The 17,447-nt window shown below is 75.3% G+C and carries 19 protein-coding genes; 1 reads left to right on the forward strand and 18 read right to left on the reverse strand.

Translation table 11 applies throughout. From position 1 onward, the window contains the following. Window positions 1-178: 178 nt before the first annotated feature. Genes EDC57_RS08500 through EDC57_RS08510 form a run of 3 tightly spaced genes read right to left on the reverse strand, consistent with a single transcriptional unit; the run spans window position 179 to window position 2,756 of the window. On the reverse strand, window positions 179-1,261 hold the full coding sequence (locus EDC57_RS08500; RefSeq protein ID WP_123401437.1) for a 5-(carboxyamino)imidazole ribonucleotide synthase: 1,083 nt from the start codon (window positions 1,259-1,261) through the stop codon (window positions 179-181). Beyond that, window positions 1,258-1,734, reverse strand: a complete 477-nt coding sequence (gene purE, locus EDC57_RS08505) for a 5-(carboxyamino)imidazole ribonucleotide mutase (RefSeq protein WP_245995244.1) — start codon at window positions 1,732-1,734, stop codon at window positions 1,258-1,260. Before purE ends, EDC57_RS08500 begins: the two co-directional genes overlap by 4 nt. Before the next feature lie 20 nt (window positions 1,735-1,754). Further along, window positions 1,755-2,756, reverse strand: a complete 1,002-nt coding sequence (locus EDC57_RS08510) for an L-threonylcarbamoyladenylate synthase (protein ID WP_123401439.1) — start codon at window positions 2,754-2,756, stop codon at window positions 1,755-1,757. Between the two features lie 77 nt (window positions 2,757-2,833). Between EDC57_RS08510 and EDC57_RS08515 the strand changes: the two genes are divergently transcribed. Then, window positions 2,834-3,121, forward strand: coding sequence for a hypothetical protein (locus EDC57_RS08515; RefSeq protein WP_123401440.1), 288 nt, complete (start codon window positions 2,834-2,836; stop codon window positions 3,119-3,121). A gap of 67 nt (window positions 3,122-3,188) precedes the next feature. Here the strand turns inward: EDC57_RS08515 and EDC57_RS08520 are convergent, their stop codons facing one another. The 15 genes from EDC57_RS08520 to EDC57_RS12810 form a co-directional block, all read right to left on the reverse strand. Then, entirely contained in the window at window positions 3,189-3,623 is a 435-nt protein-coding gene (locus tag EDC57_RS08520; protein ID WP_123401441.1) for an FKBP-type peptidyl-prolyl cis-trans isomerase, read from the reverse strand. Between the two features lie 32 nt (window positions 3,624-3,655). Further along, window positions 3,656-3,922 (reverse strand): RNA recognition motif domain-containing protein, encoded by a 267-nt coding sequence (locus EDC57_RS08525; protein ID WP_123401442.1) that lies wholly within the window; start codon window positions 3,920-3,922, stop codon window positions 3,656-3,658. Between the two features lie 384 nt (window positions 3,923-4,306). Then, on the reverse strand, window positions 4,307-5,956 hold the full coding sequence (locus EDC57_RS08530) for a methyl-accepting chemotaxis protein (protein WP_148051444.1): 1,650 nt from the start codon (window positions 5,954-5,956) through the stop codon (window positions 4,307-4,309). Between the two features lie 34 nt (window positions 5,957-5,990). Further along, window positions 5,991-6,458 carry a hypothetical protein gene (locus tag EDC57_RS08535; RefSeq protein WP_123401444.1) on the reverse strand — a complete coding sequence of 156 codons (468 nt, stop codon included), beginning with the start codon at window positions 6,456-6,458 and terminating at the stop codon, window positions 5,991-5,993. Between the two features lie 7 nt (window positions 6,459-6,465). Then, window positions 6,466-6,828: a response regulator gene (locus EDC57_RS08540; protein WP_123401445.1), complete on the reverse strand. Its 363-nt coding sequence runs from the start codon at window positions 6,826-6,828 to the stop codon at window positions 6,466-6,468. 44 nt (window positions 6,829-6,872) lie between these two features. Continuing rightward, complete coding sequence (locus EDC57_RS08545; RefSeq protein ID WP_123401446.1) at window positions 6,873-7,721, reverse strand: CheR family methyltransferase; 849 nt, start codon at window positions 7,719-7,721, stop codon at window positions 6,873-6,875. Continuing rightward, on the reverse strand, window positions 7,705-8,778 hold the full coding sequence (locus EDC57_RS08550; protein ID WP_123401447.1) for a protein-glutamate methylesterase/protein-glutamine glutaminase: 1,074 nt from the start codon (window positions 8,776-8,778) through the stop codon (window positions 7,705-7,707). Before EDC57_RS08550 ends, EDC57_RS08545 begins: the two co-directional genes overlap by 17 nt. Continuing rightward, the gene (locus tag EDC57_RS08555; protein ID WP_123401448.1) at window positions 8,775-9,230 is read right to left on the reverse strand and encodes a chemotaxis protein CheW; all 456 of its coding nucleotides are present in this window, start codon (window positions 9,228-9,230) and stop codon (window positions 8,775-8,777) included. The genes EDC57_RS08550 and EDC57_RS08555 overlap by 4 nt, the downstream gene beginning before the upstream one ends. After that, a complete protein-coding gene (locus EDC57_RS08560) occupies window positions 9,227-11,473 on the reverse strand; it encodes a chemotaxis protein CheA (RefSeq protein ID WP_123401449.1) in 2,247 nt (748 codons plus the stop codon). Before EDC57_RS08560 ends, EDC57_RS08555 begins: the two co-directional genes overlap by 4 nt. A gap of 79 nt (window positions 11,474-11,552) precedes the next feature. Then, the gene (locus EDC57_RS08565; RefSeq protein WP_123401450.1) at window positions 11,553-12,923 is read right to left on the reverse strand and encodes a sensor histidine kinase; all 1,371 of its coding nucleotides are present in this window, start codon (window positions 12,921-12,923) and stop codon (window positions 11,553-11,555) included. Between the two features lie 15 nt (window positions 12,924-12,938). After that, window positions 12,939-14,399, reverse strand: a complete 1,461-nt coding sequence (locus EDC57_RS08570) for a sigma-54-dependent transcriptional regulator (RefSeq protein ID WP_123401451.1) — start codon at window positions 14,397-14,399, stop codon at window positions 12,939-12,941. After that, on the reverse strand, window positions 14,396-16,108 hold the full coding sequence (locus EDC57_RS08575; RefSeq protein ID WP_123401452.1) for a hydrogenase maturation protein: 1,713 nt from the start codon (window positions 16,106-16,108) through the stop codon (window positions 14,396-14,398). Before EDC57_RS08575 ends, EDC57_RS08570 begins: the two co-directional genes overlap by 4 nt. Then, a complete protein-coding gene (gene hypE, locus EDC57_RS08580; RefSeq protein WP_123401453.1) occupies window positions 16,108-17,151 on the reverse strand; it encodes a hydrogenase expression/formation protein HypE in 1,044 nt (347 codons plus the stop codon). The genes EDC57_RS08575 and hypE overlap by 1 nt, the downstream gene beginning before the upstream one ends. After that, complete coding sequence (locus EDC57_RS12805; protein WP_170165083.1) at window positions 17,148-17,288, reverse strand: hypothetical protein; 141 nt, start codon at window positions 17,286-17,288, stop codon at window positions 17,148-17,150. The genes hypE and EDC57_RS12805 overlap by 4 nt, the downstream gene beginning before the upstream one ends. Further along, window positions 17,285-17,425, reverse strand: a complete 141-nt coding sequence (locus EDC57_RS12810) for a hypothetical protein (RefSeq protein ID WP_170165083.1) — start codon at window positions 17,423-17,425, stop codon at window positions 17,285-17,287. Before EDC57_RS12810 ends, EDC57_RS12805 begins: the two co-directional genes overlap by 4 nt. Window positions 17,426-17,447: the final 22 nt, after the last annotated feature.

Here is a 17,447-nt window from a genome sequence, read left to right on the forward strand (position 1 = left end):
GGCGCCTCCTCGCGGCAGCCCTCGCTTAGGTCGAGGACGCGCGGGAACCGGGCTCGCCGGCTCCGGCCACCCCACCACCGCTCGGAGGCTTGCGCCTCACCCCCTCCCCGCCCGCGGGGAGGGTTGGGGAGGGGAAACACCCCCTCCCCGCCCGCGGGGAAGGACGGGGAGGGGCACCTCAGGCCGCCGCCAGCGCCTGCAGGCGCGCCAGCACCGCCTCCAGCGTCCGCTCGTCGTCGGCGCGCACCGTCGCGTGCCCCACCTTGCGGCCCGGCCGCGGCGCCTTGCCGTAGTCGTGCAGATGCACGCCGGGGAGGGCGAGCACCGCCGCGGGATCCGGCATGCGCCCGATGAAGTTGACCATCGCCGCATGCCCCACCGGCGCCGTCGACCCCAGCGGCAGGCCCAGCACGGCGCGCAGATGGTTCTCGAACTGGCTCGTCTCGGCGCCCTCGATGGTCCAGTGGCCGGAGTTGTGCACCCGCGGCGCGAACTCGTTGGCGAGGAGGCGCCCGTCCACCTCGAAGAGCTCCAGCGCCAGCACCCCGACGTAGTCCAGCGCGCGCAGGATGCGCTCGGCGTAGTCGCGGGCCTCGTCGGCGCGGGGATCCCCGGGGCGGCTGCGCGCGGTGCGCAGGATGCCGCCGCCGTGGACGTTCTCGCTCAGGGGGTAGTGGAGGATGCGGCCGTCGAGGCCGCGCACCGCCACCGCGGAGACCTCCCGCGAGAACGCCACCCGGGCCTCCAGGATCGCCGGCGCGCGCCCGAGCGCCTCCCACGCCGGCTCCGCCTCCTCCGGGCGGGTGACGAGCCGCTGACCCTTGCCGTCGTAGCCGAGCTCGCGCCGCTTGAGGAACGCCGGCAGCCCCACCTGCGCCACCGCCGCGGCGAGGTCGCCGGCCTCGTCCACCCGCGCGTAGGGCGCCACCGGGATGCCCAGCGCCTCGAACAGCCGCCGCTCCTCCAGGCGGTCGCGCCCGACCGCGAGGGCCGCAGGCCCCGGCCGCACCGGCACCCGCGCCGCCAGCCCGCGCGCGCTCGCGGCGGGCACGTTCTCGAACTCGCAGGTGACCGCGACCGCCCCCTCGGCAAGGCGCGCCAGCCCCGCCTCGTCGTCCCAGGCCGCCCGGATGTGCTCGGCGGCCACCGCGGCGCAGGCGTCGGTCGCGGGATCCAGGACCCGCAGCCGCACCCCCAGGGGGTGCCCCGCGAGCGCCATCATGCGGGCGAGCTGCCCGCCGCCCAGGACACCGACGATCACGCCTTCGGCCCCTCCCGCGGGTCCGGGCGCGCCAGCACCGCCTCGGTCTGGCGCCGGCGGTAGGCCTCGAGGGCCTCGCGGATGGCGGCGTGGCGGATGCCCAGGATCGCCGCCGCGAGCAGGGCGGCGTTGACCGCCCCGGCGCGCCCGATGGCGAGGGTCCCGACCGGGATCCCGGCGGGCATCTGCACGATGGAGAGCAGCGAGTCGAGGCCGTTGAGGGTGCGCGACTGCACCGGGACCCCGAGCACCGGCAGCACCGTCTTCGCCGCCGTCATCCCCGGCAGGTGCGCGGCCCCGCCGGCGCCGGCGATAATCACCTCGAGGCCCCGCGCCGCCGCGGTCTCGGCGTAGCGGAAGAGCTTGTCCGGGGTGCGGTGGGCCGAGACCACCTCCACCTCGTGGGGCACGCCGAGCGCCTCCAGCGTCTCGGCCGCATGCCGCATGGTCTCCCAGTCGGAGACCGAGCCCATGATCACGCCCACCAGCGGCTTCACGTCCTCTCCTCCTCTTCCGCGCCGGAACCCGCCGCCGCCCGCCGCAGCCGGTCGGCAACCGCCTCCCAGAGCCCGCCGCGCGGCGGCTCCGCCACCAGGATGCGGTCGAACCCCCCCGCATCCAGCCCCCGCAGCCGGGCATAGAGGGCCCGCGCGTAGCCCTCCGCCTGCGCCGGCATGCGCTCCACCACCGCCGCCGCGGCGGGGCGCTCCGCGCCGTGGGTGAGCACCGCCACCCGTGCGCCGCGGGCGGCAAGGGCGGCGGCGCGCGCGGCCAGCTCCGCCCCCGGCACCAGCTCCAGCGGCGTGCGCGGGGCGTAGTGGGCGGCGAGCCGCCCCGGCGATCTCGGCGCGGCGGCCCCGGCCGGCGCGGGCATCTCGCCCAGGACCTCGGCGAGGGCCTCGGCCGGGATCCCGCCCGGCCTCAGCAGCCGCGGCCGCGCCCCGCTGACGTCGAGGATGGTGGATTCCACCCCCACGGCGCAGGGCCCGCCGTCCACGATGGCGTCCACCGCCTCGCCCAGCTCCGCCGCCACATCCTCCGCCCGCGTCGGGCTGATGCGGCCGAAGCGGTTGGCCGAGGGTGCCGCCACGCCGTCGCCCACGGCGGCGACGAGCCGCCGCGCGATGCGGTGCGCCGGCACGCGCAGGCCCACCGTGTCCTGCCCCCCGGTGACGGCGTCGGGCACCCCCTCGGCCCGCGGCAGGACCAGGGTCAGGGGCCCCGGCCAGAAGCGCTCGGCGAGCCGCCACGCAGGCTCCGGCACCGTGCGCGCCCAGCGCCCCATCCAGCCGGCCTCGGCGAGGTGGACGATGAGGGGGTGATCCGCCGGCCGGCCCTTGGCGGCGAAGACGCGCGCCACCGCGGCGGGGTCCCGCGCGAGGGCCCCGAGCCCGTAGACGGTCTCGGTGGGGAAGGCCACGAGGCCGCCGCGGCGAAGCAGCCCCGCCGCCTCGCGCAGCGCCCGCTCGTCCCCCCCCGGCAGGATCCGCACCATGCCCGCCCCCTTCGCGAAGCGGCGGATTATGCCATGATCAAGGGGCAGGTTGGCCTGCACGGTGGGGAGGCAAGCCCATGCACCCGGAATCGCCGCCGGGTCCGCCGGCGCCGCGCCGCTGCTTCTGCGAGATCCCGCTGGCGCGGCTGCTGCGCTGGGTGCGCCTGCGCGAGGCCGGCTACGGCACGGTGGAGCTCCTGCGGCGGGCCCGCGACGCCGCCGAGCGAGAGGAGATCGCCGTGGTCGCCCTCCTGGATGTCGCCGACGAGGTGCTGGTGCGGGAGATGGCCGCCACCGGCCGCGATGCGGCGCACCTGCTCGCCTGCCGCGAGGCCCTGCGCCGCCGGCTCGCCGGCGCAGACTGAGGCGGGACGAAGAAAGGCCCCGGCGCCGCAGCCCCGGGGCCTCGTGCGGCGCGCCGGCGGCGCGGACTCAGACGATCTCGACCAGCTCGATCTCGAAGGTCAGGTCCTTGCCCGCCAGCGGGTGGTTGGCGTCGACGGTCACCGTGTCCTCGGTGAGCTCCACCACGGTGAGGAGCAGCGGCTGCTCGCCGGGGCCGGTGGCGGTCAGGCGCGTGCCCACCTCGAGGTCGATGTCCTCCGGGATCACCGCCCGGTCGATGGTCTGCACCATCTCCTCGTGGCGCGGCCCGTAGGCGTCGTCCGAGCCGATGGAGACGCTCTTGCGCTCCCCCACGCTCATGCCGATCACCGCTTCCTCGAACCCGGGAATGAGCATCCCCTCGCCGATGGTGAACTCCAGCGGCTCGCGCCCCCTGGAGGAGTCGAACACGGTCCCGTCATCGAGGGTGCCCGTGTAGTGCACCTTGACCGTGTCGCCGGTCTTGGCCTGTGCTGTCGTCATGTCGATATACCTCGCGGATGGACGCCGGACGCTCAGAAGCGGCGCGCCGGACGGCGCTCGCGCGGACGCGCCTCGTTGACGCGCAGGGAACGCCCGCCCATGTCGGTGCCGTTGAGGGCGTCGATGGCCGCCCGCGCCTCGCTCGAGACCGGCATCTCCACGAAGGCGAAGCCGCGCGAGCGGTTGGTCTCGCGGTCGATGATGATGTTGACCGAATCCACCTGGCCGTACTGCTCGAAAGCCGCCCTCAGCTCGTCCTCCGTGGCGCTGTAAGGAAGGTTTCCGACGTAGATGTTCATGCTCATTCCTCTACCCAAACACTCGATGTCTGTACGGAAAAGTGCCGCGAAGGAACGGTCGGAGGGGGATCAGTCGAAAAGACGAGGTCGGATTCGGTCGCGGAAAATGCGGGGAAACCGGCGGGACGCCTTGCGGCTGATGCTCTCTTCGATCGAACGCTTCACGTACACTCCGACCCGGAACGCCCGGGTCAGGGGGGATTCAAGCACAGGCTCCGCCCCCCTGCAAGAAGAAAATGCGCCACCCCGCGTGCCGCCCGCGCGGTCCCCGTGGCGCCGCCGGAGGGCGGCGCGGCCCCGGCGGCGGTGCAGGCGACCGCCCCGGCCGCGCCCCGGCGCGAGCGGGCGTCGGCACCGGGCCCCGGGGCGGCGCCTCCGCGCGGCTCAGACCTCCCCCGCCGCCGCGCGCGCGGCGAGGCGGAAGCGCGCCAGCGAGGCCTCGAGCCGCGCCACCGCCTCGGCCAGACGCTGCCCCAGCTCCGCCGTCCCCGCCGAGGCCTCGGTGACCTCCGCCACGAGCTGGCCGATGCCGTCGATGCTGCGGTGGATGTCCTCGGCGACGCTGCTCTGCTCCTCGGCCGCGGCGGCGATCTGCGAGGTGAGGTCGTTGATGGCCGAGGCCGAGGAGGTGATCTGCTCCAGCGAGCGCCCGGCCAGCTCGGCGTGCTGCACCGCGGCCTCGATCTGCTCCTTGCCCCGCTCCATCACCCGCACCGCATCCTCGGCGCCCGAGCGGATCTGGCCGATCATGTCCTGGATCTCGGCCGTGGCCTCCCGCGTGCGCCGCGCCAGCGCCCGCACCTCGTCGGCGACGACCGCGAAGCCGCGCCCGTGCTCGCCTGCGCGCGCGGCCTCGATGGCGGCGTTGAGGGCGAGCAGGTTGGTCTGCTCGGCGATGCCGCTGATGACCTCCAGGATCCGCCCGATGTTCTGCGAGTCGGCTCCGAGCTTGTGGATCACGGCGCTGGTCTCGTCCATCTCCTCGGCCAGCCGCCCGATGCGCGCCACCACCTCCATGATCACCTCGGCGCCGCGCTTGGCGTTGGCATCCGACTGCTGCGCCTCGTCCGAGGCGTGAGCGACGTTGCGCGCCACCTCCTTGACCGAGGCCACCATCTCGTTCATGGCCGCCGCCACCTGCGTCATCTCCTCGCGCAGCCGCTCCATGCGCCGGTGCACGTCCCCGTTGCGCTGAGCGAGCTCGGAGCCCGCGGCCTTGAGGTCGCGGCCGACCGCGCCGCTTTCCTCCACGAGGGCGCGGATCTTGGCGACGAAGCGGTTGAAGCCGTCGGCGATGCTCCCGATCTCGTCCCGACCCTCCACCGGGAGGACGACGTCGAGGCTCGCCTCCCCCGCGGCAAGCCCCTGCATCGCCCGCTCGAGCCGCTCGAGGGGCGGCATGACCTTCTGGTAGAGGAGCACCGCCAGCGCCACGATCAGCGCCAGCGCCACGGCGTAGGAGACCAGCACGGCGGCGACGCTGCGCCGCGTCGCGGCCTCGGTCTCGCGCGCCGCCTCGTGGGCATGCTCCCCAAGCTCCTTGACGAGGGCGTCGATCTGTGCGGCGAGCGCCGCCGCCGAGGCGTCGAAGCCGTCCTCCGGGCGCTTCATGACGGCGTTGCCCGCCTCCCGGTTCACCGTGAGGTAGGCCTTCGTCATCTCCGTGCCCACCTCGAAGAGCCTGCGCACGCCCTCGCCGATCGCCTCGATCTCGCCCGCGCGCTCCGGCTCCAGGCGGGCCAGCGCGGTGAGCAGCTTGAGGGCGTCGTCCCGGTGCGCACGCGCCTCCTCCAACGCCCCGCGGTCGCCCGTGAGCGAGGCGTCGGTGAGGAACTGCTGGACCTGAGCGACGTCGTAGCGGGCGCGCTCGCCGACGAGTGCCGCCCGCGACGCCTGCATGTGGTGCTCGCCGAACACCAGCACCTGCTCCCGCACCTGGAGCAGGAGTCCGACCTGCACCGCGCACACCGCCGCCACCACCGGCAGCACCCACAGCACCAGCCTGCGCACGCGCATGTTTCTCGCAAGGCGCATCGTCCCCCCCTTCTCGTCGTTCCGGGGCGCGGGGTCAGACCCCGATCACCAGTACCATCCGCCCCGCCCCGTAGACCGGGAGCTCGAAGGCGTAGCCGCCCGCACGCCCGGCGGCGGCGAAGGCCGCCGCCTCCGCCGGCAGTCCGTCGCCGCGCACCATCTCCCGCAGCCGCATGCTGATCCCGGTGGCGCGGCTGAGCGGCACCACGCACACGTTGAGCACCTCGTGCAGGTTCTCCCGCAGCGTGCCCTCGATGCCGGCCGCCCGCGCCTCGGCCACCGCCCCCGGCGGCAGCATGGACAGCGCCGCGGCCACCGCCACCGCGCCCTCGGGGTCGAAGGCGCAGAGACCGCGCACCTCGCCCCCGTTGTCGCGGTAGACCCCGACCCAGTCGCCCGCTTCCACCGCCGCCTGCGCCAGCGGCTCCACCTCGGGATCCCGCCCCAGGAGGGTCCCCAGAGTGCTCCGGATCTCGCGGGCCTCCGGCAGCCGCCCCGCCACGGCCGCCTCAGCCCAGGTACGGCCCGAGCACCTCGGCGAAGGTCTCGGGCGTGAACGGCTTGGCGATGAGGAACTCGGCCCCTTCCTCCTTGGCCAGGGCGCGCATCTCGTCGGTGGCCTCCGTGGTGACGAAGCCGAAGTGGCAACCGATGCCCTCGGCGCGCACGGCGCGCAGCACGTCGAGGCCGGACATCTCCGGCATGTTCCAGTCCGACAGGACCACGTCCGGGCGCTCGCTCCGGATCTTCTCCAGGGCCTCCCGTCCGTCGCTGGCGAAGACCACGTCGAGATCCTCGAACCCGGCCAGGCGCAGGGTGCGCTTGATGATCATGTGCATGGCGTGGCTGTCGTCGGCGATCAGCACCTTCATCCCCTTCTCCTTTCCCTTGCGGCCGTGGGCGACCCGGCCTCCGCTTATACCTGCCCGACCCCCGAGGATTCAAGGGCGGGACGGTAGAAGGCGGTGGCGCCGACCACGACGCGCTCGAAGCGGGCGCCGAGCCGGATCGTGGTCTCGGTGGCGCCGAGGAGCAGCCAGCCGTCGTCGGCCATCACCCGCCGCGTCCGCTCCAGGACCCGCTCGCGCAGGTCCAGCGGGAAGTAGATGAGCACGTTGCGCAGCAGCACCAGGTCCATGCGCGGCAGCCGCGGCCAGGCGCCGGCGAGGTTCACGACCTCGAAGCGGACCAGCCGCCGCAGCCGCGCGCTCGCACGCCACCCGCCCTCCACCGCCTCGAAATGGCGCCGCCGCAGCGCCTCCGGAACGCCGCGGCGCAGCTCGTGCTCGCCGAACACCCCGGTCCGTGCCCGCTCCACTTGGTCGCGGGCGATGTCGGTGCCGAGGATCTCCACGTCCCACTGCGCGACCTGGGGGAAGTGGTCCACCAGCAGCATGGCGACGCTGTAGGCCTCCTGCCCCGCCGCCGCCGCGGCCGACCAGATCCGCAGCCTGCGCTCGGCCCTCCGCGCCCGCACCAGCGCCGGCAGCACCACGTCGCGCAGTGCCTCGAAGGGGTGCCCGTCGCGGAAGAAGGAGCTCTCGTGGATGGTCATGGCCTCGACCACGCGCCGGCGCAGGCCGGGGTCCCGCCCGGTGCGCAGGCGCGCGAGCACCGCCTCCGGGCCGTCCAGTCCCCGCTCGCGGGCCACATCCCACAGGCCCGCCTCCACGAGATGGCTGCGGCCTTCGTCGAGCTCGATGCCCGCGTCCTCGGCCACGAGCGCCCGCACGAGACGGAGGTCGGCCTCAGAGATCGGCGCCACCGTGCGCCTCCCGGGCCCCGCCCGGCGCCACCGCCGCCGCCACCGCCGCCTTCACCGCCGGGCCGATCCGCGCCAGCGGCAGGACCGCATCGGCGAGGCCCGCCTGGGCCACCGCGCCCGGCATGCCCCAGACCACGCTCGTGGCCTCGTCCTGGGCGATGACCCGCCCGCCGGCCTCGCGCACGGCGCGGCAGCCGGCGAGCCCGTCCTGGCCCATCCCGGTGAGGATCACCGCCAGCACCCCCCCGCCCCACACCGCCGCGGCGCTGCGCAGGAGCGGATCCGCCGCAGGCCGCACGCCGTTCTCCGGCGGCCCCTGGTGCAGGTGCAGCACCACGCGCCCCCCTTCCTGCCGCACCTCCATGTGGCGGTCCCCGGGCGCCACCCAGGCCTCGCCGGGCCGCACGCGCGCGCCGTCCTCGCCCGCGCGCACCGCGAACGCGCAGGCCGCGTCCAGGGAGCGGACGAACTGCTCGACGAACAGCGCCGGCATGTGCTGGACGACGAGCACCGGCACCGGGAGCCCCGCCGGCAGCGCGCCCACCACCTCCCGCACCGCCTGCGGCCCTCCGGTGGAGGCGGCGATCACCACCGCGCGCACCGCACCGGCGCCCGGCGACGGCGCCGCCCTTGCCTGCGGCGTCGTCACCCGCGCCCGCCCCCGCCCCCCGAGGAGCTTGATGCGCGGGATCAGCTCGTCGCGCACCACCGCCTGCACGGCCTCGTGCCCGCCGCTCGGCTTGCGCACGAAGTCGGCGGCGCCGAGCTGCAGCGCCTCCACCGCCGCGCGCGCCCCCTCGCGGGCGTAGGTGCTGAAGACCAGCACCTGCGGGCGGGGGCGACGCCCCTTCAGCCGCTGCAGGACCCCGCGGCCGTCCAGGACCGGCATCTCCAGGTCGAGGATCACCACGTCGGGGCGCAGGGTCTCGATCTGCTCGAGCGCCTCGGCGCCGTTGCGCGCCGTGCCCACGACCTCGATCTCGCGGTCCATGGCCAGACGTACCCGCAGCAGGTGGCGGACGGCGGCGGCGTCGTCGACCACGAGCACGCGGATCATGGCCCGGCCCGGCCGGCGGCCGCGAGATCCGCCTGGCGCAGCGCGCCGATGCGGCCCGCGTCCAGCATCAGGAGCAGGCTCCCCTCGAGCTTGTAGGTGCCGAGGACGAAGTCGCGGAGCCGCCCGCCCACGGTGGGCGGCGCCTCCTCGAAGGCCCCTTCGGGCGCGGCCACCACCTCCTCGACCCGGTCCACCAGCAGGCTCACGTGCTCGCCCCCGGCGCGCAGCACGAGGTGGACCTCGCCCGGGCCGCCCTCCACCTCCAGCAGCCGGTGCGCGTCCAGCACCGGCACGATCTCGCCGCGGAGGTTGATCAGCCCCACCAGCTCGGGCGGCATCAGCGGCAGGGGCGTGATGGCCTCGCTGGAGAGGACCTCCTGCACCGCCACGGCGTCCACGCCGCAGCAGTGGTCGCCGACGTGGAACACGCAGACCGCCCGCTCGCCGCTCATACCCCGGCCTCCGCCATCCGCGCCGCCAGCCAGGCCGTGTCCACCACCTCGGTGACGCGGTCATGGACCACCGCCGTGCCGCGCACCCCGCCGCGGGTCGGCGGCCCCTTGAGCGGGACCGCCGGGACGATGTCCACGACCCCCTCCACCAGCACCGCGAACTCGCCCCCGGCGCCGGCGCAGACGATGGCCGGCACCGCGGCATCGCCCTCCTCGAGGCGGCGCGGCGCCCGCGCCCGGCGGCGGCGCTCCTCCACCAGGTCGGCGATGTGCGCGAGCGGCAGGATCTGCCCGCGGCAGCGCGCCATCAGGCGCTCGCCGGCGCGGTCGATCTGCTCCCGCGGCAGCTCCTCGAGCCGCACCACCTCCTCCAGGGGCAGGGCCATGCGCCCGCCGTCGGTGCTGTCCACCACCAGCCAGCGCGCCGCCCCCGCCTCCACCGCCGGCCCCTCCTCGGGCCCGGCCCGCATGGCCACCACGTGCTGCGCCCCCTCGCCCACGAGCCCACCCCTCTGGGCCACGCCGAGGACGTCGAGGATCACCACCACCCGGCCGTCGCCCATGATGGTGCAGCCGGCGAACTCGTGCACCCCCTTGAGCAGCCGCGGCAAGGGTTTGACCACGATCTCCTGGCTCGCCACCACGTCGTCCACCACCAGCCCGAAGGCCCGCCGCTCGGTGCGGATGACCACGATATGGCCGCCCTCGCCCCGCTCGCGCAGCCCCAGCACCCGGTCGAGGAAGGCCAGCGGCAGGAGCTGCCCGCGCAGCCGGTAGACCGGCGCCCCGTGGAGCCACTCGATCCCCTGCCCCGCCCCTGCGAGGCCGATGAGCTCGGCGATGCTCGCCTGCGGGACGGCGAAGCGCTGCCCGGCGCAGGCCACTACCAGCGCGGGCATGATGGCCAGCGTCAGCGGCAGGTGGATGCGCACCGTGGTGCCGCGACCGGCGCGGCTGTCCACCTCGATGGTGCCGCCGTAGGTCTCGATGTTGGTCTTGACCACGTCCATGCCGACGCCGCGGCCCGAGATCTTGGTCACCTTCTCCGCGGTGGAGAACCCCGGCTGGAAGATGAGCTGCGCGAGCTCCTGCTCCCCCATCGCCGCCGCCTGCTCCCCCGAGAGCAGCCCGCGCTCCACCGCCTTTCGGCGGATGCGCTCGGTGGGCAGGCCGCCGCCGTCGTCCTCGATCTCGATCACCACGTGCCCACCCTCGTGGCGCGCCGACAGGCGCAGCAGTCCCTCCTCGGGCTTGCCGCGGGCGCGGCGCTCCTCGGGCGCCTCGATGCCGTGATCGACGGCGTTGCGCACGAGGTGGGTGAGCGGGTCGCGGATCGCCTCGATGAGGCTGCGGTCGAGCTCGGTCTCCTTGCCCTCCATCTCCACCCGCACCCGCTTGCCCGCCTCGCGGGCGAGGTCCCGCACCACGCGCGGGAACTTGCTCCAGACGTTGCTCACGGGCTGCATGCGGGTCTTCATGAACTCCTGCTGCAGCTCGCGGGTGATGAGATCGAGCCGGTGCACCGCACGCGAGAAGGTGCCGTCCTCCTCCTCGTCCGCGAACTGCTGGATCTGGTTGCGGGTGAGGACCAGCTCGCCCACCAGGTTCATCAGCCGGTCGAGCAGCGCCACGTCGACGCGGATGTGCCCTTCCGCCGAGCCCCGGGCGGCGGGCGGCGTCCCCGCCGCCGGTGCCGCCTCGGCGCTCTCCGGCGGTGCGGGCGCCTCCGCCGCCGCGGCCTCCGCGCTCGCGCCGGCCTGCGCCGGGGAGCCCTCCTCGGCCGCGGCGCCGGTCCGCGCCTCCCGCGGCGCGGCACCGCCCCCGGCCTCGGCCGGCGCCTCCCGCGGCGCGGCACCGCCCTCCTTCAACCGCCCGAGCAGCGCCACCAGCTCGTCGTGGCCGTCGCTGCCGTCGGTGCCCGTGCGCTCCACCTCGGCGAGCATCCCGCGCACCGCGTCCACCAGCGCCAGCAGCGCGCTGGCGATCTCCTCCGTCATCGCCAGCTCGCCGTCGCGAAGGCGCGCCAGCAGCCCCTCCCCCGCGTGCGCCACCCGCTCCAGCCGCGCGAGGCCGAGGAAGCCGCAGGTACCCTTGATGGTGTGCATCGCGCGGAAGATCCGCCGCAACGCCTCCAGGTCATGCGGGTCCCGCTCCAGCGCCACCAGGTCGTTCTCCACCTGGTCCAGCGCCTCCCCGCTCTCCGCGAGGAACTCCTGCAGAATCGCCTGCAGCTCTTCGTCCATCGTCTCCTCCGGACGCCCCCGGCCGTGCATGGTAGGCGATGCCAGCGCCTCCGGGCCAGCGGGCAGGCGCCGCCCGCGGTCAGGGCGGCGGCGCAGCGGCCGGCAGGCGCAGCGTGAAGACGGCCCCGCCCTGCGGACGGTTCGCCGCCTCGAGGCTGCCGCCGTGGCGCTCGACGATGCCGTAGCTGATGGAGAGCCCCAGACCCATGCCCTCCCCCACGGGCTTGGTGGTGAAGAAGGGGTCGAAGACGCGGCCGAGGTCCGTCTCCGGGATCCCGGGACCGTTGTCGGCCACCTCCAGCCACACCTGCGCCGCCGTGCGCCCGCCGCGCACCTCCACGGCGCCATCCTCCCGGCCCGCCACGGCGTCCACCGCGTTCTGCAGCAGGTTCATGAGCACCTGCTGGATCTGGCCCCGGTGGGCGCGCACGGTGAGCGGCCCCTCCACCGCCATCACCAGCCGCGGCAGCGGCCCCCGCACCCCCTTGGCCGTCCACGCCCACGCCGTGCGCGCGAGCTCGGCGAGATCGCACGGCTCCACCGGGCCGCGCGCCTCGGCGGAGAAGCGCTTGAGGTCCTGCACGATCTCGCTCACCCGCCGCGCCCCCTCGAGGGTGCCCTCCAGCAGCGGCGCGAGATCCTCCAGCAGACGGTCGATGCGCAGCGCCTCGCGCGCCTGCTCGAGCTCGGAATCGCCCCCGAAGCGCTCGTGCACCAGCGTCAGGTAGCGGACGATGCGCTCGCGGTAGCGACCGAGGGCGTGGACGTTGCCGTAGACGAAGCTGATGGGGTTGTTGAGCTCGTGGGCGACCCCGGCGACGAGGCGGCCCAGGGAGGCCATCTTCTCCGAGTGGACGAGCTGGGCCTGGGCCTGCTTGAGCTCCCGGTGCGCGCGGTCGAGCTCGGCGTAGGCCCGCCGCAGCTCCCCCACGGGGCGGCCGAGCAGGACCATGCCGAGGAAGCGGCCGTCGCCGTCGCGTCGCGCCGTGCAGTTGACCGAGAGCGGCACCGGGCGGCCGTCGGCACCGCGCAGCGTCAGCTCACAGTCCTCCACCGGCGCCTCGCGGATGCGCGCGGCGAAGGCCCGCAGCCGCTCCCGGCTCGGCCGGTCGAAGAGGAGATGTACCGGCCTGCCCAGGAGCGCAGCCTCGCTGCGGCCGGTGAAGCGCTCCACGGCCCCGTTGGCGCGCTGGATGCGGCAGCGCACGTCCACCACCAGCAGCACGTCGGACATGGAGGCCAGCACGCTGGCGATGAAGCGCTGCGCCTCCTCGAGGGCGGCGTTCTTCTCCTCCAGCTCCACCTGGTAGCGGACGAGATCGGCATAGACCTCGTCCATCTTGCGGATGACGTCGATCCACGCCGCCTCGCCGAGGGCCTCGCCGGCGAGGCCCGGCGGCAGCTCCACCGCCTCCAGCAGCCTCCGCCCGCGCCTGCCCCGCCCCGCCATCCGGCCGCCCCTCGCCTACGCCCGCTCCCGGCGGTCGCCGTCGAGACCGTAGCGCTGCAGCTTGCTGCGCAGCCCCACCCGCGACAGCCCCAGCTCCTCGGCGGCCCGGCTCTTGTTCCAGCGGTGGCGCACCAGGGTCTCGTAGAGGATGCGCCGCTCCAGGGCCTCGACCCGCTCGCGCAGCCCCCCTCCCGTCCCCGCCGCCTCCTCCGCGACGGGATCCGGCCGCGGCGCGGCGCGGGCGTGCAGCACCGAGGGGCTGAGCAGGTCCGGCCCCAGCACCGGCCCGTCCGCCAGCGCCACCATGCGGTTGACCTCGTGCACCAGCTGGCGGGCATTGCCGGGCCAGGGGTAGGCCTCGAGACAGGCCAGGGTCTCGGGCGCGAAGCCCTGCACCTCCTTGCCGAAGCGGCGCGTCGCTGCCTCCAGGGCGTGCTGCGCCAGGGGCGCGATGTCCATGGGCCGCGCCCGCAGCGGCGGGACCTCGAGGACGAAGCCCGCGATGCGGTAGAAGAGGTCCTCGCGGAAGCGTCCGGCCCGCACCTCGGCCTCGAGGTCGCGGTTGGTGGCGGCGATGATGCGCACGTCGGCGCGCCGCGGCCGGCTCGCGCCGAGGGGGCGGAACTCCCCCTCCTGCAGCACCCGCAGCAGCTTGACCTGGAAGGTGGGGGAGACCTCGCCGATCTCGTCCAGGAACAGGGTGCCGCCGTCGGCCTGGGCGAACAGGCCCTCGTGGTCGGCGAAGGCCCCGGTGAAGGCCCCGCGCTTGTGGCCGAAGAGCTCCGACTCCAGGAGCTGGTCGGGCAGCGCACCGCAGTTCTCCACCACGAAGGGCCGGCCGCTGCGGGGGCTGGCGTAGTGGATGGCGCGGGCGAGCAGCTCCTTGCCCGTGCCCGACTCGCCGGTGAGCAGGACGGGGATGTCGTAGGCGGCGATGCGCGCGGCCAGGCGGCAGAGCGCCTCGAGGGGGCTGCCCTCGCCGCGCACGATGGCGTCGAAGCCGAAGCGGCGCCGAAGCCGCGCGCCCTTCTCCGCCACCGCGCGGGCCAGGGTCGGCTCGGCCATGCGCAGCTCCAGGGCGAGCGCCCGGTTCTCCCGCTGCAGCCGGTGCAGCTCCGCCCCGCGCCGCACGCTGCGCACCAGCTCGTCCGGATCCCAGGGCTTGGTGATGTACTCGTAGATGCCGCCCTCGTTGACCGCGGCGATGATGTCCTCGGAGTCCGTGTAGCCGGACAGGATCATGCGCACCACGTCCGGCCACTGCTCGCGCACCCGGCGCAGGAACTCCACCCCGGTCTGCCCGGGCATGCGCTGGTCGCACAGGATCACGTGCACCCACTCGCGCCCGAGGACCGCTTCCGCCTCCTCGGCGCTGCGCGCGGTGAGCACCACGAACTCCTCCTCCAGCACCCGCCGCAGCGCCTCCAGCGAGCGCACCTCGTCGTCCACCACCAGCACCACCGGCGGCCCGCTCACGACCCGACCGTCCTCGTCACGCCGCCGCGGCGGTGCATCGCCAGGTGCAGCGGCGTCCACGAGTGCGGCCGGCGGTGCACGAAGTCGTAGCGGGCGACGTGGTAGCTGGGATCGAAGCCGTAGAAGTTGAGCCGAATCCGCGCCAGCTCCGCCTCCCGGTAGGCGGCGAGGGGCCGCTCCGCCTCGTCGGCGGCCCGCCGGCGCGCCTTCTCCGCGATGCGGCGGGCAAGCCCCGGATCCGCGGCCAGCGCCTGCGCGCGCTCGCGCACCCAGCGGTCGAAGGCCTCCGGCGCCGCCGGCCCCACCGCATCGGCTAGGCCCAGCGCGTGCGCCTCCGCCGCCCCCATGGGCAGGCGCCGGTCCAGCACCCGGGCGACACCGTCCGGGCCCACACGTCGCGGCAGCAGATAGGTCCAGTACTCGGAGCCGTAGAGATTGCCCATGTTGCGGTAGTGGGGGTTGAGGACCACGCCCCGGCGCAGCCAGACCTCGTCGGCGGCGAGCGCGAGGAAGCAGCCGCCGGCACCGGCGTTGCCGCGCAGCGCGGAGACAACGATGCGGTCGGTGCACCGGATCAGCGCCAGCACCAGATCGTCCATGGCCTCGATGTTGCGCATGGACTCGTCGGCCGGGCTCTCGGCGGCCTCGATGCTGTTGAGGTCCATGCCGTTGGACCAGAAGTCGCGCCCCCCGGTCAGCACCAGCACCCGCACCGGCCGCTGCGCCGCGCCGCGCACCGCGGCCTCCAGCCGCCGGCACTGCGCGGTGCGCATGGCGCCGTTGTAGAAGTCGAAGCGGAGGTAGCCGACGCCGCCCGCCTCCTCGTAGCGGATCTCCCCCGCGCCGTCTCCCTGCGCGGTGAAGGGATCGCCCTCGCGCTCCGGCAGCGCCGCCGCGGCATCCCCGAGGACCGCCGTCGCCGGCAGCTTCACCGCCTCGGGCTCGCCCTCGGCGCGCAGCCGCCCGATCCACACCGCACCCTCCCCCGTGCCCACGCACACCGCGCCCTCCCGGCGCGCGAGGAGCGCGCCGGGCGGCCCCGCCGTCCCCGGCGCCGGGTGCGCGTCGAAGAGCCGCACCGTGCGGCCGGCAAGCTCCGCCACCGCCCCGGGGAAGCCGTCGCCGCTTCGCACCTTGGCGAGCACCGTGGCGGCGTCGTCCTCGCCCCAGCGCACCGCCCGCACCGCGCGCGGCACCACCCCGCGCCAGCCGCGGGCGGCCGGATGCGACGCCGGCGGCGGGGGCGGTCCCTGCCCGGCCTCCAGGCGCGCCACCGCCTCCAGCACCGCCGCCACCGCCCCCTCGGTGACCTCGAAGCGGTAGAGGCTCGACTTGCGCGCCGCGCGCATGGGGAAGGTGCGCCAGGCCCACACCGGCCCGGCGTCCATCTCCGCCTCCGCCTGCAGCACCGTCACCCCCCACTCGGGCACACCGTCGAGGATCGCCCAGTCGAGGGCCGCGGGCCCGCGGTCCCCGGGCGGCCCCGGGTGCACCACCAGGCACGGCACGCGCCGCCACACCGACGCCGGGATCGCCCGCTTGAGGAAGGGCGCGAGCACCAGCTCCGGGCGGAACAGCGCCACCGCCTCCTCCGTGACGCTGTCGTGGATGTCGAGCTCGACGCTGAGGTCGTGGCCGCGCGCGGCGAGCTCCACGTAGAGGCGCTGGCTGAGGCTGTTGAAGCCGTGGCAGAGGAGCAGGATGCGCATCAGCAGATCCTCGGCAGCTGATCGGCGTGGAGCCAGTCCACGATGCGGCTGCCGCCGAAGCGGGTCTCCATCTGGACGAAGTGGTGCGCGTCCTCCACCACCACCCCCACCATCGCCGCCTCGCGCCCGCGCGGGTGGGCGCGCATGGCCGCGAGCAGGGCGTCCGCCCGATCCCCAGGGCAGACCGCCACGAGCCGGCCCTCGCAGGCCACGTGCAGGGGGTCGAGGCCGAGGAACTCGCAGGCCGCCGCCACCTCCGGCCGCACCGGCACCGCCTCCTCCCGCAGGCGGATCCCGACCCCGGACTGGCGCGCGATCTCGTTGAGCACCGCCGCCACGCCGCCCCGCGTGGCGTCGCGCAGGCAGCGCAGCTGCGGCACCGCCGCCACCATGGCGGCCACCAGGTCCGCCAGCGGCTGGGTGTCGGAGCGCACCGGCACCTCGAAGCCCAGCTCGCCGCGGGCGGCGAGGATGGCGATGCCGTGGTCCCCGACGGGTCCGCTCACCAGCACCGCATCGCCCGGACGGGCGCGCGCCCCGCCGATCTCCACCCCCTCGGGCACCACGCCGACCCCGGTGGTGGTGATGTAGAGCCCGTCGGCCTTGCCCCGCTCCACCACCTTGGTATCCCCGGTCACGATGCGGACCCCGGCCTCGCGGGCGGCCGCGGCCATGGAGGCGACGATGCGCTCCAGCTCGGCCAGCGGCAGGCCCTCCTCGAGGACGAAGCTCGCCGCCAGGTGCAGCGGCCTCGCCCCGGCCATGGCGACGTCGTTGACCGTGCCGTGCACCGCCAGCGCGCCGATGTCCCCCCCCGGAAAGAAGCGCGGCGTCACCACGTGGGCGTCGGTGGCCATCACCACCCGCCCCGGCGGCAGCGCAAGGACCGCGAAATCGTCGCCCGCGCCGCCGGCGTCGGGGTCCAGGTGGTGCAGGAAGAGCTCCTCGATGAGCTGCGCCATCGCCCGCCCGCCGCCGCCGTGGGCCATCTCCACCACACCGCGCCGCAGGTCCAGGGGTCGCCCGTAGTCGCTGCGCCTCATGCCTCGTCACCCCACGGCGGCCCGCGCCGCTCCCCGCACCACGCGCTCCGCGCGCCCGCGTCCGCGCCGCCGCCGTGGGCCATCTCCACCACACCGCGCCGCAGGTCCAGGGGTCGCCCGTAGTCGCTGCGCCTCATGCCTCGTCACCCCACGGCGGCCCGCGCCGCTCCCCGCACCACGCGCTCCGCGCGCCCGCGTCCGCGCCGCCGCCGTGGGCCATCTCCACCACACCGCGCCGCAGGTCCAGGGGTCGCCCGTAGTCGCTGCGCCTCATGCCTCGTCACCCCACGGCGCCC

Source organism: Inmirania thermothiophila (assembly GCF_003751635.1).
Classification (GTDB): Bacteria; Pseudomonadota; Gammaproteobacteria; order DSM-100275; family DSM-100275; genus Inmirania; species Inmirania thermothiophila.

Excerpts from the sequence above, each read along its gene's own strand:
- purE (WP_245995244.1), bottom strand. The coding sequence starts at position 1,734 with ATGGGCTCGGTCTCCGACTGGGAGACCATGCGGCATGCGGCCGAGACG.
- EDC57_RS08510 (WP_123401439.1), bottom strand. The coding sequence starts at position 2,756 with ATGGTGCGGATCCTGCCGGGGGGGGACGAGCGGGCGCTGCGCGAGGCG.
- EDC57_RS08515 (WP_123401440.1), top strand. The coding sequence starts at position 2,834 with ATGCACCCGGAATCGCCGCCGGGTCCGCCGGCGCCGCGCCGCTGCTTC.
- EDC57_RS08520 (WP_123401441.1), bottom strand. The coding sequence starts at position 3,623 with ATGACGACAGCACAGGCCAAGACCGGCGACACGGTCAAGGTGCACTAC.
- EDC57_RS08525 (WP_123401442.1), bottom strand. The coding sequence starts at position 3,922 with ATGAACATCTACGTCGGAAACCTTCCTTACAGCGCCACGGAGGACGAG.
- EDC57_RS08530 (WP_148051444.1), bottom strand. The coding sequence starts at position 5,956 with ATGCGCCTTGCGAGAAACATGCGCGTGCGCAGGCTGGTGCTGTGGGTG.
- EDC57_RS08540 (WP_123401445.1), bottom strand. The coding sequence starts at position 6,828 with ATGAAGGTGCTGATCGCCGACGACAGCCACGCCATGCACATGATCATC.
- EDC57_RS08550 (WP_123401447.1), bottom strand. The coding sequence starts at position 8,778 with ATGATCCGCGTGCTCGTGGTCGACGACGCCGCCGCCGTCCGCCACCTG.
- EDC57_RS08555 (WP_123401448.1), bottom strand. The coding sequence starts at position 9,230 with ATGAGCGGCGAGCGGGCGGTCTGCGTGTTCCACGTCGGCGACCACTGC.
- EDC57_RS08560 (WP_123401449.1), bottom strand. The coding sequence starts at position 11,473 with ATGGACGAAGAGCTGCAGGCGATTCTGCAGGAGTTCCTCGCGGAGAGC.
- EDC57_RS08565 (WP_123401450.1), bottom strand. The coding sequence starts at position 12,923 with ATGGCGGGGCGGGGCAGGCGCGGGCGGAGGCTGCTGGAGGCGGTGGAG.
- EDC57_RS08575 (WP_123401452.1), bottom strand. The coding sequence starts at position 16,108 with ATGCGCATCCTGCTCCTCTGCCACGGCTTCAACAGCCTCAGCCAGCGC.
- hypE (WP_123401453.1), bottom strand. The coding sequence starts at position 17,151 with ATGAGGCGCAGCGACTACGGGCGACCCCTGGACCTGCGGCGCGGTGTG.
- EDC57_RS12805 (WP_170165083.1), bottom strand. The coding sequence starts at position 17,288 with ATGAGGCGCAGCGACTACGGGCGACCCCTGGACCTGCGGCGCGGTGTG.
- EDC57_RS12810 (WP_170165083.1), bottom strand. The coding sequence starts at position 17,425 with ATGAGGCGCAGCGACTACGGGCGACCCCTGGACCTGCGGCGCGGTGTG.